The sequence below is a fragment of the Roseibium aggregatum genome (assembly GCF_014692675.1).
Classification (GTDB): domain Bacteria; phylum Pseudomonadota; class Alphaproteobacteria; order Rhizobiales; family Stappiaceae; genus Roseibium; species Roseibium aggregatum_C.
In genome coordinates this window covers 89,868-102,148 of the sequence record NZ_JABFCZ010000008.1, presented here as the reverse complement: position 1 = coordinate 102,148, position 12,281 = coordinate 89,868, and the positions used below count along the sequence as shown (strand labels likewise).

At 61.3% G+C, this 12,281-nt stretch carries 11 protein-coding genes; 3 read left to right on the top strand and 8 right to left on the bottom strand.

Translation table 11 applies throughout. From position 1 onward, the window contains the following. The first annotated feature begins 373 nt into the window (after window positions 1-373). Window positions 374-523, top strand: a complete 150-nt coding sequence (locus tag HK439_RS08560) for a DUF1127 domain-containing protein (protein WP_190290986.1) — start codon at window positions 374-376, stop codon at window positions 521-523. A 139-nt stretch (window positions 524-662) separates the two neighbouring features. Here HK439_RS08560 and HK439_RS08555 read toward each other — a convergent pair whose 3' ends face one another. Further along, window positions 663-1,280, bottom strand: coding sequence for a hypothetical protein (locus tag HK439_RS08555; RefSeq protein ID WP_190290985.1), 618 nt, complete (start codon window positions 1,278-1,280; stop codon window positions 663-665). Window positions 1,281-1,499: 219 nt separating this feature from the next. On the opposite strand from HK439_RS08555, the gene trmFO reads away from it, so the two are divergent. After that, a complete protein-coding gene (trmFO, locus tag HK439_RS08550; RefSeq protein WP_190290984.1) occupies window positions 1,500-2,894 on the top strand; it encodes a methylenetetrahydrofolate--tRNA-(uracil(54)-C(5))-methyltransferase (FADH(2)-oxidizing) TrmFO in 1,395 nt (464 codons plus the stop codon). A gap of 261 nt (window positions 2,895-3,155) precedes the next feature. On the opposite strand, the gene HK439_RS08545 is transcribed toward trmFO, so the two are convergent. The 6 genes from HK439_RS08545 to yajC form a co-directional block, all read right to left on the bottom strand. Continuing rightward, window positions 3,156-5,033, bottom strand: a complete 1,878-nt coding sequence (locus HK439_RS08545) for a mechanosensitive ion channel family protein (protein WP_190290983.1) — start codon at window positions 5,031-5,033, stop codon at window positions 3,156-3,158. A gap of 184 nt (window positions 5,034-5,217) precedes the next feature. Then, window positions 5,218-6,075, bottom strand: a complete 858-nt coding sequence (locus HK439_RS08540) for a phytoene/squalene synthase family protein (protein ID WP_190290982.1) — start codon at window positions 6,073-6,075, stop codon at window positions 5,218-5,220. A 130-nt stretch (window positions 6,076-6,205) separates the two neighbouring features. Beyond that, entirely contained in the window at window positions 6,206-6,583 is a 378-nt protein-coding gene (locus tag HK439_RS08535; RefSeq protein ID WP_190290981.1) for an Mth938-like domain-containing protein, read from the bottom strand. Between the two features lie 18 nt (window positions 6,584-6,601). Further along, the gene (secF, locus tag HK439_RS26860; protein WP_190290980.1) at window positions 6,602-7,558 is read right to left on the bottom strand and encodes a protein translocase subunit SecF; all 957 of its coding nucleotides are present in this window, start codon (window positions 7,556-7,558) and stop codon (window positions 6,602-6,604) included. Window positions 7,559-7,573: 15 nt separating this feature from the next. Next, the gene (secD, locus tag HK439_RS26855) at window positions 7,574-9,184 is read right to left on the bottom strand and encodes a protein translocase subunit SecD (RefSeq protein ID WP_190290979.1); all 1,611 of its coding nucleotides are present in this window, start codon (window positions 9,182-9,184) and stop codon (window positions 7,574-7,576) included. Window positions 9,185-9,286: 102 nt separating this feature from the next. Further along, window positions 9,287-9,619: a preprotein translocase subunit YajC gene (gene yajC, locus HK439_RS08520; protein ID WP_190290978.1), complete on the bottom strand. Its 333-nt coding sequence runs from the start codon at window positions 9,617-9,619 to the stop codon at window positions 9,287-9,289. Window positions 9,620-9,860: 241 nt separating this feature from the next. On the opposite strand from yajC, the gene HK439_RS08515 reads away from it, so the two are divergent. After that, on the top strand, window positions 9,861-10,733 hold the full coding sequence (locus tag HK439_RS08515) for an ATP-binding protein (protein WP_190290977.1): 873 nt from the start codon (window positions 9,861-9,863) through the stop codon (window positions 10,731-10,733). Window positions 10,734-10,807: 74 nt separating this feature from the next. Here HK439_RS08515 and HK439_RS08510 read toward each other — a convergent pair whose 3' ends face one another. Beyond that, complete coding sequence (locus HK439_RS08510; RefSeq protein WP_190290976.1) at window positions 10,808-12,172, bottom strand: M23 family metallopeptidase; 1,365 nt, start codon at window positions 12,170-12,172, stop codon at window positions 10,808-10,810. Between the last annotated feature and the right edge of the window lie 109 nt (window positions 12,173-12,281).

The window sequence follows — 12,281 nt, the reverse complement described above, 5'->3', positions numbered from 1 at the left end:
GAACGCGCGACCTTGGCAAGACATCCTCCTCCCAGTCTTGTCAACCAAAACGACGCCCGCCAGATCCTCCTCCCACTGGCGGGCGATCGTTTTTTTAAGGCCTGAACATCCGTCCCCGCACACCGCGCCCTCGGCAATCTCGATTGACCGGGGATTTTTTGTGCCTTCACGCGCCCCACGCCAGTGAAACCAGTTATCCGGCTCGCGCATAACCGGCTGCGAGGTCTGCATTTTTCGAAGACCAGACGTGCAGTTTCCCTTCTAGCTGCCGTGAAATCGGGCGCCTATATCCCGCTCATTCAAAGAAACAAATGAGCCAGACGCAGAACGAAAGCGCCAGGTCTGAAAACACAAAAGATAGAAAGGCCTCATCATGCTTGACCAGGTTGTTCGCCATTACCGGAACTGGAAGCAGTACCGGAGCACCTACGACGAACTTTCCCGCATGTCGAACCGTGAACTCGCCGACATCGGCATCAGCCGCTGCGATATCGCGCGCTATGCCCGCATGGCGGCAAAATAACAAAGGCCGGCTGCCTCTCCTCCCGCAGCCCGCCTGACCAGGCCGCGAACAGCGGCATCAAAAAAAACCTGCCCGCTCCTCCCGCCGGCAGGTGTTTTTTTGCGCTCAATTCGGGTTGAGACCCGTCCCGGTTTGATTCCTAACCGGCCATCCAGACATTCAGGTCCTGGACCACCGGCTTTTCGCCGTTGGCCTTCGGCCACGAATCGATGGCGAAGACCTCTCCGGTCTTCTTTTCCTTCACCGTCGCCGTCGCATGGGGATAACGGCCGTCCAGGAAAAAGCCGCGCGCAACCGGTCCGCTGACCGAATGGTATTTCAGATAACCGTGTTTTTCGGCAACCAGCAGAAGACTTGCCGTGTTGGTCGCCTCGTCGATGCAGTCCATCTGGCCCCGGACACCGGCGTTGTGCAGGTCCAGTCCGCCGATGTCGTTTGCGGATCCGACCTCGGGTGCGACACGCTTCTCGTTCCAGGCAACGGCATTTGCAATCGCCTTTCGCTCGGCCTCCGGCGAACGGCTGCCTGCGGCCAGAATGCGTTTCAGACGATTGAGGTCCCTGGCAGAGAAATTCACCGGCGTGGTATAGGTGCAGCCGAAGCCGTGACAGACATAGATGCGGTCCGGCCGGGGCGCTACGCCGTCGTGGGATGCGTACCAGGACGTCGCCTGACCGGTCGATTGTCCGGCGCAGGCGTTGAGCAACAACAATCCTGCCAGGCCGGCCGGATAAAGGGCCTTCGTCGCGATCTTCAAAGCGTCCTCGCTTACGAATCGTAATTGTTCAAAGTGGCTGAGTGAACCAACGCCGTTCCCTCAGGTCAATCCAGATACGACCATTGCCTGAAAAAGCAGCTCACTGTAAAGGAGGGGAATGTTGAAAAGGCAGTCCCTCCACGATGGCGCCCGTGCCGATGGCATGCCGGCCGGGAGATGGCAGCCCCACCACCCTGAACTCTTTGAAGGTTAGACAGGATGACCCCCATCCATGTGATCGGCGGCGGCCTTGCAGGTTCCGAAGCCGCCTGGCAGATCGCCGAACGCGGTATACCGGTTGTCTTGCACGAGATGCGGCCGGTGCGCGGAACCGATGCGCACAAGACCGACGGCCTTGCCGAACTCGTGTGCTCCAACTCGTTCCGTTCAGACGACAGCGAGCACAATGCGGTCGGACTGCTGCATCATGAGCTGCGCCGGGCCGGATCGCTGATCATGCGTTGCGGCGACGCCAATCAGGTGCCGGCCGGCAGCGCGCTGGCCGTCGACCGCGACGGCTTTTCCGCGGCCGTCACCAGGGCGCTGGAAGACCATCCTCTGATCACCATCGAGCGCGAGGAAATCGCAGGCCTGCCACCCGAGGACTGGGACAGCGTCATCGTTGCGACCGGCCCGCTGACGTCGCCTGCCCTGTCGCAGGCGGTCCTGGAAAAGAGCGGAGAGGACGCGCTGGCGTTTTTCGATGCAATCGCGCCGATCGTCCACTTCGACAGCGTCGACCTTTCGAAGGCCTGGTTCCAGTCGCGCTACGACAAGGTGGGCCCCGGCGGCACGGGCAAGGATTACCTCAACTGTCCCATGGACAAGGACCAGTATGAGGCCTTCATAGACGCGCTTCTTGCCGGCGAAAAGACCGACTTCAAGGAGTGGGAGGAAAACACGCCCTATTTCGACGGCTGTCTGCCGATCGAGATCATGGCGGCCCGCGGCCGGGAAACCCTGCGCCACGGCCCGATGAAGCCGATGGGGCTGACCAATGCGCATAATCCGGAGGTGAAGGCCTATGCGGTGGTGCAGCTGCGCCAGGACAACGCGCTTGGCACGCTCTACAACATGGTCGGCTTTCAGACGAAACTGAAATACGGCGCGCAGGCGGAGATCCTCAAGATGATCCCGGGACTGGAGAACGCCCAGTTCGCCCGCCTCGGCGGCCTGCATCGCAACACGTTCCTGAATTCGCCCAGGGTGCTCGACGGAACGCTCCGGCTCAAGGCCGAGCCGCGCCTGCGCTTTGCCGGCCAGATCACCGGTTGCGAGGGCTATGTGGAATCAGCAAGCGTCGGCTGCATGACCGGGATCTTTGCCGCCCTGGAACGTCTCGGCCGGCCGATCACCGTACCGCCCGGGACCACGGCCATGGGCGCCCTGATCGGTCACATCACCGGTGGCCACATTGCCCGCGACGACGAAGGTCCCCGTTCCTTCCAGCCGATGAACGTCAACTTCGGCCTGTTCCCGCCGGTGGAAGCCCCGAAGACAGGCCCTGACGGCAAGCGTCTGAAGGGCAAGGAAAAGACCAAAGCGAAGAAGCTCGCCATGACCCAGCGCGCCAAGGCGGATTTCGAGGCCTGGTTCAGCGAAGTCTGCGGTTAGAGCATCGGGCGATAACTTTGGATTATTTGATGTCTAAAAGCAGTTCATTCGGCTAGGCGCGTCGTGAAGCGCGATGCGGTGCATCGTGTAAGCGGCGCAACGCAGCCGATGGGCTGCTTTCTGACACCCGATGGGCCGGGCTCTTTTGCCCGCTGACCGCGTTGGCTCGCGCTTGTGGTGGGAAACACCACGACACGCGACCCGCCTTGTCAGCAGACAAAAGCGCGCCGGTCAAATATTTCAAAGTTAACGCCCGATGCTCTAACCCGCCTGCCGTTCGCTTTCCGAAATGTCGGCGCCGGACGCGTGGTCCTCGATCCATTTCCGGCTGTCCGCCGGCAGCCCGCCGTCCTGCGCAAGGTAGGTGGTGGAGGACGGGAACGCGAAGTCAGTGCCGCTTTCGTGGACGATTTCCATGATCTTCATCAGGATATCTTCCTGGATTTCCAGGAAGGTATCGCGCGCCGAGGTCTGGATATAGGCATAGACCTCGATGTCGAGGGAGAAGGCGCCAAGCTCGACCAGGCGCACGCGCAACGGCTCTTCCGCGACCATCTCATGGCTCTCAAGGAAGGACCGGATTTCCGCGATCACCTGCTTCAGCTGCTCTTCGCCGGTCTCGTAGCGCAGGGTAATCCGGTGTTTCAGATGGAACTGGTCCCGGCGGCTGTAGTTGATGATCTTGCGTTTCGCCAGGTCCGCGTTCGAAACGGTGATGACGGTGCGGTCAAGCGCCCGGATCCGTGTTGAGCGGATACCGATCGTTTCGATCGTGCCTGCGAGATCGTCGAACTCGCAGAATTCTCCGACACGGACCATCCGGTCCGCATAGAGGATGATCCCGCCGATGAGGTTTTCCAGCGTCGGCTGTGCGGCAAGGGCAACCGCAAGGCCGCCAACGCCGAGACCGGCGATCACGCCATAGACCGGAATGCCGATCTGGGTCGCCCCGTAGCCGATGACCAGTACGGCGACGGCGACGCCGACCAGACGGAAGGCGGTGTGAAGCAGGCTGGAATCCAGGCTCCTGGTCGGAACGGTCGGATTTTTGATGATCCAGGCGGAAATGAGATCGACGATCCGGAACGCCAGCCAGCCCATCGCCGTCCAGACGATGGCGGTGGAGACGGTCCCGACCGCGATCATCACATCGCCGGTAATATTGACCTGTTCCTCAGTGAGATACCGGTAGGCAAGCACGGCCAGCATGACGATAACCGGCATCTGCAAACCGCGCAGCTTGCGTCTCGTGTCGGAAAGAGGAACGGCGCGCCAGCGGCTCCAGCGGTGAAACAGGACCGGTATGGCAAGCGTGATCGCCGTCAGAAGCACGAGCGCAATCCACTGCCAGTAGGCCTGGGACAGGACCTGGTTGCCGAGCCAGTCGGGGCCGGAGCGGATCAGGTTGTACCACTTCGGCGCAACGAGATTTCCGGGCGTGTAGATGTAATAGGCATAGAGGTCGTCGCCCCGGTCCTGCCGGGAGGGAAACGACTTGATCAGTTCGTAGTCCTCGGGGATCCGGTCCACAGATGAGCCGGTGATCAGAAACCGGCTGCCGTTGCCCGGCATTTCGGTTTTCTCGAAGACGATATCCGTACCGGGAATTTTCCACCGTTCCGGCAATTCACCGATCGCCTTGGAATTCAGGAACGAGCCTGCGGGCCCGCCGGGCACATCCTCCATGGCCGGGAGATAGATCCGGTCGAGAATTTCCTGAAACTGCAGCACGATCTCGAGGCTTGCGCTCTTGCGCGCCGTATCGGGAATGTCGCTCAGGTCGAAGATCGCCGCCGCTTTTTCAAAAAGCGCCCTGACCAGGGTCAGCTTGTGTTCCTGCTCGTCGGTTAGAAACCTGTTCGAGCTTTCCTGGAATTCGGAGCGGACATTGCGCCAGATGCTTTGCGCCTCGCCCATGAGCAGGAGATAGCTTTCAAGGGCTGCGCGCGGACTGCTGGTGTCGGGCGGAGCCAGAGGGTTTTCACGCAGGTAGGTCTTGATGTCGAGGCTGGTCTTGTCAGCTGGATCCCGAACCTGTCTTATGGCGCGCATGGCCGCCAGTTCAGGATCGGCCTTCACACCCGATACCGTCTGGGCGATACCGTCGGATACGCACAGAGACGCTGCGGACAAAAGCATCAGAACAGCAGTTACAACCTGAAACAGGCGAAAGATATTTCCACCCTGCACTCGCAAACCGGCCATCACCAACAATACCCTGGCGGACAAGGATGCCCGCTTCCCTTCCCGAAATCAGGAGGAGCCTATCAGGGAAGGTTGAATAGTCGGTTACGTGCGCCCAAGTCCGCTGAGGGCGTAGGGGTTAGCGGGAGATCACGGCGCCGGATTTGCGGGCTGCGCGCCACAGGATCCATTGCCGGCGGAGCTGGGACATGCGCACCGGTTCGCGCAACGGATCATGTCCCGGCTTTTCCATGCGCTTCAGAAACGGCTCCACCAGGGCGACGGGCAAAAAGGCCGGGGCGACATGGGGCGGAATATCCCCGACCTGCTGCCGGACCCGTTCCAGGTGATGGCGCACATGGGACCGTAATTCCGCCAATGCCGAGCGCAATTCGTTCGTGGCTTCGCCCCTGAAGACGGTCTGCGGATCCACGCCATGCCGGTCCAGAAGATCCGTCGGCAGATACATCTGGCCCCGCGCCGCATGCCATGGCAGCGACCGCATCAGGCCTGCAAGTGCATAGGCAACGCCGGCATGACCGGCAATGGCGGCCGTTCCCGGATCTTCTCCACGGTTCAAGATCAGACTGCCGAGCTGGATCAGGGCTGAAGACGTCTCCCCCGCATAGCCTTCCAGATCGTTCAGGTTCGGCATGGGATCGTCGTAAAGATCGAAGATCCTTGCCTCCGTCATCGCAATCAGGGGCTCTCCGGGCAGGCGATACCTTTCGATCGTTTCTCCCAATGCGGCGGCAACGGGATTGGCCGATGCGGTTCCGTGCTCCACGCCCTCAAGATAATCGCGCCACCATTGCAGCCGGACCTCGCCCGGCAGCGGATCACTGACCATGTCGCGCACCCGTGAAATTTCGGCGTTGAAGGCATAAAGCGCCAGCAGACCGGGCCGGTCTTCTGCGTCCGCGAACAGGGCGGTCAGGTAGCGATCGCGGTCGGTTTCGTAAACCAGATCGCGGGCATGGTCGAAATCGGAACTCATGAGGGATCATATGGTTCTGGAGCATCCTGCGTTCAATTGAACGCAGTAAAGATGCTCTAATACTTTGAAAGCAATCAACTTTAGACATCCAATCGCTTCCGATTGGATGTCTGTCGATCTAGCACCGCGGTTAGTCCACAGCCAGAAGCGCTGCGGCAACCGCCCGGTCCTCGGACAAAAGCACGTTGTAGGTTCTCACCGCCGCGCCGGTCGACATGGGATCGGCCAGGATACCAGCCTCCCGGAAGGCCGCCTTCAGCTCTTCAGGCAAAGGCCGCAAGTCTTTCCCGGTGCCGATCAGAAGCACTTCAATGTCGTCGTGCTCCTCGAACACCCGCTCGAAGGCAGTCGCATCGAACTGCGACGGATCGGTCAGGTTCCAGCCGTAGATCCCGCTTGGAACGCACAAGAGCGACCCGCGGTGGGACATGTTCGCGAAACGGAACCCGCCGTCGCCATAGGCGTCCAGCGGGGCCCGTCCCGGAAAATGCGCATCGCGGACTTCCATTTGTCCCTCGCCCGAAGATCAGGCTGCCGCTTCCGCGTCGACATCCGGCTCCGACGCATCCTCGCCGCCCGGCGTCTTGCCGTCACCGCGCAGGTTGAACAGGATCAGGAAGGGTGCCGCAAGGAAGATCGACGAATAGGTACCGATCACGATGCCGAAGATCATGGCCAGCGTGAAGGACCGGATCACCTCGCCGCCGAAGATCCACAGCGCGATCAGCGCCAGCAAGGTGGTGAACGATGTCAGTGTCGTCCGCGACAGGGTTTCGTTGATCGAGCGGTCGAGCAGTTCGGTCAGCGTTATCTTCTTGTAGCGCCGCAGGTTCTCGCGAATACGGTCGTAGACGACCACCGTATCGTTCAGCGAATAACCGATGATGGTCAACACCGCCGCGATACTCGACAGCGAGAAATCCAGCTGCAGGATGACGAACAGGCCGATGGTGACGAGCACATCGTTGGCGGTCGTCAGGATCGCGCCGATGGCGAACTGCCATTCGAACCGGAACCAGATGTAGACCAGGATCGCAAGCAGTGCCGCCGCGACAGCCATTATACCTGCACGCGCCAGTTCGCCGGAAACGCGCGGACCGACCACTTCCGTGCGGCGGAATTCGATCTTCTGGCCCTCGAAGGCAGCCTTGATCTTTGCGACCACCGACTGCTGGGCCAGTTCGCCGCCGGATTGTTCCTCGATCCGGACGAGAACCTCGTCATCGGCGCCGAACTGCTGCACCTGAACGTCGCCCAGGTTCAGGGCCCCGAGTTCCGACCGGATCCCCCCGATATCGGCGGGACCGTCGGTCTTCAGTTCAATGATCGTACCGCCCTTGAAATCGATACCGAAATTGAGGCCGACCGTGAAGAACAGCGTCACCGATGCGATCGCGAGCACGATCGAAAGCGGAAAACTGACCTTCCGCAACCACATGAAGCGGAACTTGGTGTCGTCCGGAATAAGTCTGAGCAATGCCATTTTTCTTCTCCCGGATCAGATCGGCAGTTTCGACGGCCGGCGCGTCCGCACCCAGAGGGAGACGAGCAAGCGACTGAAGGTGAAGGCGGAAAACACCGTGGTGAAGATACCGATGGCGAGCGTCACAGCGAAGCCCTTGACCGGGCCGGAACCGAGCTGGAACAGGATCAGGGCCGCAATCAGGGTCGTGATGTTGGCGTCCATGATGGTGCCCAATGCCCGCTTGTAGCCGGCATCGATCGCCGAGATGGCGGAGCGCCCTGCCCGCGCCTCCTCGCGAATACGCTCGAAGATCAGCACGTTGGCGTCCACCGCCATACCGATCGTCAGTACGATCCCGGCGATGCCCGGCAGGGTCAGCGTCGCCTGCAGCACCGTCAGCGCACCGAAGATCAGGATCACGTTGGCGCCAAGCGCGATATCCGCGATCACGCCGAAGCGTCCGTACGCGAGCACCATGAAGATGACCACCGCGGCGCCCGCGATCAGCGAGGCGAGCTTGCCGGCTTCGATGGAATCGGCGCCGAGCCCCGGACCGATCGAGCGTTCCTCGATGACGGTCAGCTTGGCCGGCAGCGCACCGGCGCGAAGCAGAACCGCCAGGTCGTTGGCGCCCTCGACAGTGAAGTTGCCGGAGATCTGGCCGGACCCGCCGGTAATCGGTTCGCGAATGACCGGCGCGGAGATCACCGCGTCGTCCAGAACGATGGCAAACGGCTTGCCGACGTTCTGCTGGGTGACGATCGAGAACTTGCGCGCGCCGGCGGTATTGAAGCGGAAATTCACGACCGGCTCGTTGGTGCGCTGATCGAAGCTGACCTGCGCATCGACGAGGTCCTCGCCGCTCAGCAGCGGATTTTCCTCAAGCAGATAGGGAATGGGCGGGTCATCGACCGAATTCAGGATGATCGTGCCGACCGGCGGGCGGCCCTGCAGGGCCTGTTCGGCGGACATGGAGGTGTCGACCATATGGAAGGTGAGCTGCGCCGTCTGGCCGATCAGATCCTTCAGCCGCTGCGGATCGCTTTCACCGGGCGCCTCAACCAGGATCCGGTCCGATCCCTGGCGCTGGATGTTGGGTTCCGTGGTTCCCAGTTCGTCGACGCGGCGGCGGATCACTTCGATCGACTGTTCGACGATCGACTGCATCCTGTCGGCGAGGCCTTCCTCGGTATAGGTGAAGCGGGCCAGGCCGTCGTCGGATACGGACAGTGCGAATTCATACACCTGCTGTCCGCCGAACAGGGAATTGACCAGCGGGTTCCTCAGCCCGTCAAGGCGCTTGCGCGCCTCGTCCAGCTTGGTCAGGTCGCGGATGCGAACCTGGGCGCTGTCGCCCTGAATGCCCAATCCGGTGTAACCGATGCGCGGCTGCTCGCGAAGTGCCGTGCGAATTTCACCGACCAGCGTCTTCAGACGCTTCTGCATGTAGTCCTGCTTGTCGATCTCGTAGAGAAGATAGGCGCCGCCCTGAAGGTCGAGGCCGAGAACCATCTTGTTCTTCGGCAGAAAACCGGGCCAGCTCTCCAGTGTCTTGGCAGAAAAGAAGTTCGGCAGCGTCGTAAGGGCGCCTATGGCGATCACAACGGCAATCAGCGCGATCTTCCAGCGAGCGAAGTATAGCATGACTTGAGCCTAAGCTGGGGCCTGTTCAAAGGCCCTTTCCGGGCTACCCGGCCTGCAGCATCGGCCGGGCAAAGTGAGACGGTGATTAAAAATGACGGCGCCTCAGGCGCCGTCCTTCGCCGGCTCCGACTTGGAGCGTACTTCCTGAACCATCGACCGAACGATGCGCACTTTCACGCCTTCGCCCAATTCCACCTGCAGTTCGTTGTCATCGACGACCTTGGAAACCTTGCCGATCAGGCCGCCGGACGTGACGACCGTGTCGCCGCGGCGAAGGTTTGCCACCATGTCCTGATGCTGCTTCATGCGCTGCCGCTGCGGGCGGATGATCAGGAAATACATGATCGCGAAGATCAGCACGAAAGGCAGCAGAGACATGAGAAAATCCGGGCTCATGGGAGATCCGGTCTGCGCATAGGCTGGGGTGATGAACATTAATCTCTCCTAAGGGCGGCTCCATCTTCCGGATCCCGTTGAACGGTTTCCGGAAAGAAAGCCTCAATTCCAGTGGCGCGGACTATAACGACGGCGCTCCGGTTTTCAAGGGATTGAACCGGGATCCGGCGTACCGAAACCGGAATATCCGGCGTTTTCGGTTACCGCCAGCCATGATAGTCCTTTGCCACGCACACACAGGGGCTGAAATGGTCCCCATTGCAAAGGGTTACAAGACCAGATGTCTGACGGAAGCGACCTATCACGCTTGAACGAAAAACTCGATACCCTGATCGGCCTGATTGAACGGGCCGTGCCGGCGGCGCCCCGCCCGGCCGATTTCGACGCAGCCGAAGCCTTTGTCTGGTCCCCTCACCCGGGCGAGCTTGTTCCCGTGACCAGGGTGAACCGGGTCGATATCACCCTGCTTTGCGCCGTTTCGCGCCTGCGCGACCTTCTGCTGGACAACACCCGGCGCTTCGCCAAAGGCCTGCCGGCCAACAACGCGCTTTTGTGGGGCGCGCGCGGCATGGGCAAATCGTCGCTGGTCAAGGCCGCACAGGCCGCGATCAACACAGAACTGGGCTCCAACATCCTGAAACTGGTGGAAATTCACCGGGAGGATATCGAAAGCCTGCCGCTCCTGATGAAGATGGTGCGCGACACGCCCTACCGCTTCATCATCTTCTGCGACGACCTGAGCTTCGACCAGGACGACACGTCCTACAAGTCCCTGAAGGCGGTGCTGGAAGGCGGTATCGAAGGACGGCCGGACAATGTGATCTTTTACGCCACGTCCAACCGGCGCCATCTCCTGCCGCGCGACATGATCGAAAATGAGCGGTCCACCGCGATCAATCCGGCCGAGGCGGTCGAGGAAAAGGTATCGCTGTCCGACCGGTTCGGCCTGTGGCTCGGTTTCCACAAGTGCAGCCAGGACGATTATCTGGACATGGTGAACGGCTATGTGGCCCATTACGGCCTGAAACTCGAAGCAGACCGGCTGCGGGCCGAAGCCCTGGAATGGGCCACCACACGCGGCAGCCGCTCCGGCCGCGTCGCTTTCCAGTTCATTCAGGATCTTGCCGGCCGTCTCGGCCAGACCCTGGACTGATCCGACGAAACAAAAAAAGCCCGGCGCGCCTGGCCGGGCTTCTTCGTTCATGGCACCGGGAAACCCGGTCGGCTTCAGCTTTTCGGCAGATACTGGATCGGGTCGACGGGTTTGTTTCCCTTGCGCAGTTCGAAATGGACCTGCGGCTGGGACACCGAACCGGTCGCCCCGGCATTGGCGATCACCTCGCCTCTCGACACCTTGTCGCCGCGCTTCACATTCAGCTTGCTGTTGTGCGCATAGGCCGACACCCAACCATCCGCATGGCGCAGCAGAACCAGATTGCCGAAGCCCTTCAGTTCGTTGCCGGCATAGATCACGGTCCCGCTTCCGGCTGCCTTCACCGGCGTTCCCTCAGGAACCGCCAGGTTGACGCCCTCGTTGCGGGTTCCGCCCGGCTTGGAGCCGAAGTCCGAAATGATCCGGCCGCGCACCGGCCAGCGGAACAGCGGCCCGCTGCCATCGCTCTTTTCGACGCTGGCGACCTGCTGCTGCGGCTTGATCGGCGCGGTCGGCCTCGCCTCGTCACCCTTTTCGGTGGTGATGACCGCGACCCGCGGCGTCGAGGAATTGCTGTTATGGGCCGGCATTTCCGGCGGCACCGGCACATTGCCGCTGACGCTCTGGACAGACGCGGTGCGCACCGATCCGGTCGTCGTCACCGGCTTGCGCTTCGGCAAGGCGGCAACGTGAATGGGGCCCGTGTCGGATGTCTTGCCGGAACGCACTTCGGCGAAGCTCGGCTGGTGAACGGGTTTGCGGTCCGGAGACGGCGTATCGCCGCCAACCGGCGCAGTCGGACGGACCGACCCGGTATAAAGCGGCCGGCTGGCGGTCTTCCCCGTTGTATTGACCGACGCCGTTGCCGGATGGACATAGGTCGGGATCAGCAGGGACTGGCCGGGTTTGACCTGGCCCGGATATTCGATGCCGTTGACGGCTGCAATCGCTTCGACCGGCACACCGTAGCGGCGGGATATGGTGTCGACCGTATCTCCTTCGCGAACGGTCACCCTTGTCCCGCCGGCGGACGTCCAGTTCTTCCACCGCACGGCACCGGAAGAGGCAACCTCCGGCGCAGGCATGGTTTCGACCGGCCGGGACTGCTGGCTTTTCACGATCTGCGGTTTTGAGGACGGCAGGCTCGCCCGTTCCACGGCGCTGCGTTTGGTCACCGAGCCCGTATAGGTCGGCTGGGACGCCGCGGGCGGCAGGCCCCGTTCGGTCCCTCCGGGGCCGTTCACGATATCCTGGTAGGTCGGCTGCTTGGTCCCGCCGCTCAGAATGGCACGCTGATTGTTCGTCCCGCCGGTATAAATCGGGGCTTCGCCGAAGCGCTCGACATCGGCGCTGCATCCGGCAAGGATCCCGGCTGCCACTGAAACGAGAGCGACCTTGAGGACCCGGCCGCTGCGGACGATACGCTTCCGCTTTTTCATAGTTCTACTCAAACCGATAGACATGAAGGTTATGGTTAAGAGTAGAAACCAGTAAGGTTTATAAAGAGCTAAGATACCGACTTAAATTGCACCCAATATTCACGAATGG

Bases quoted from the DNA above. Each gene is read 5' to 3' on its own strand.
- yajC (WP_190290978.1), bottom strand. From the start codon at position 9,619: ATGTTCATCACCCCAGCCTATGCGCAGACCGGATCTCCCATGAGCCCG.
- secF (WP_190290980.1), bottom strand. From the start codon at position 7,558: ATGGCATTGCTCAGACTTATTCCGGACGACACCAAGTTCCGCTTCATG.
- HK439_RS08515 (WP_190290977.1), top strand. From the start codon at position 9,861: ATGTCTGACGGAAGCGACCTATCACGCTTGAACGAAAAACTCGATACC.
- HK439_RS08540 (WP_190290982.1), bottom strand. From the start codon at position 6,075: ATGAGTTCCGATTTCGACCATGCCCGCGATCTGGTTTACGAAACCGAC.
- HK439_RS08545 (WP_190290983.1), bottom strand. From the start codon at position 5,033: ATGCTTTTGTCCGCAGCGTCTCTGTGCGTATCCGACGGTATCGCCCAG.
- HK439_RS08535 (WP_190290981.1), bottom strand. From the start codon at position 6,583: ATGGAAGTCCGCGATGCGCATTTTCCGGGACGGGCCCCGCTGGACGCC.
- trmFO (WP_190290984.1), top strand. From the start codon at position 1,500: ATGACCCCCATCCATGTGATCGGCGGCGGCCTTGCAGGTTCCGAAGCC.
- HK439_RS08510 (WP_190290976.1), bottom strand. From the start codon at position 12,172: ATGAAAAAGCGGAAGCGTATCGTCCGCAGCGGCCGGGTCCTCAAGGTC.
- HK439_RS08560 (WP_190290986.1), top strand. From the start codon at position 374: ATGCTTGACCAGGTTGTTCGCCATTACCGGAACTGGAAGCAGTACCGG.
- secD (WP_190290979.1), bottom strand. From the start codon at position 9,184: ATGCTATACTTCGCTCGCTGGAAGATCGCGCTGATTGCCGTTGTGATC.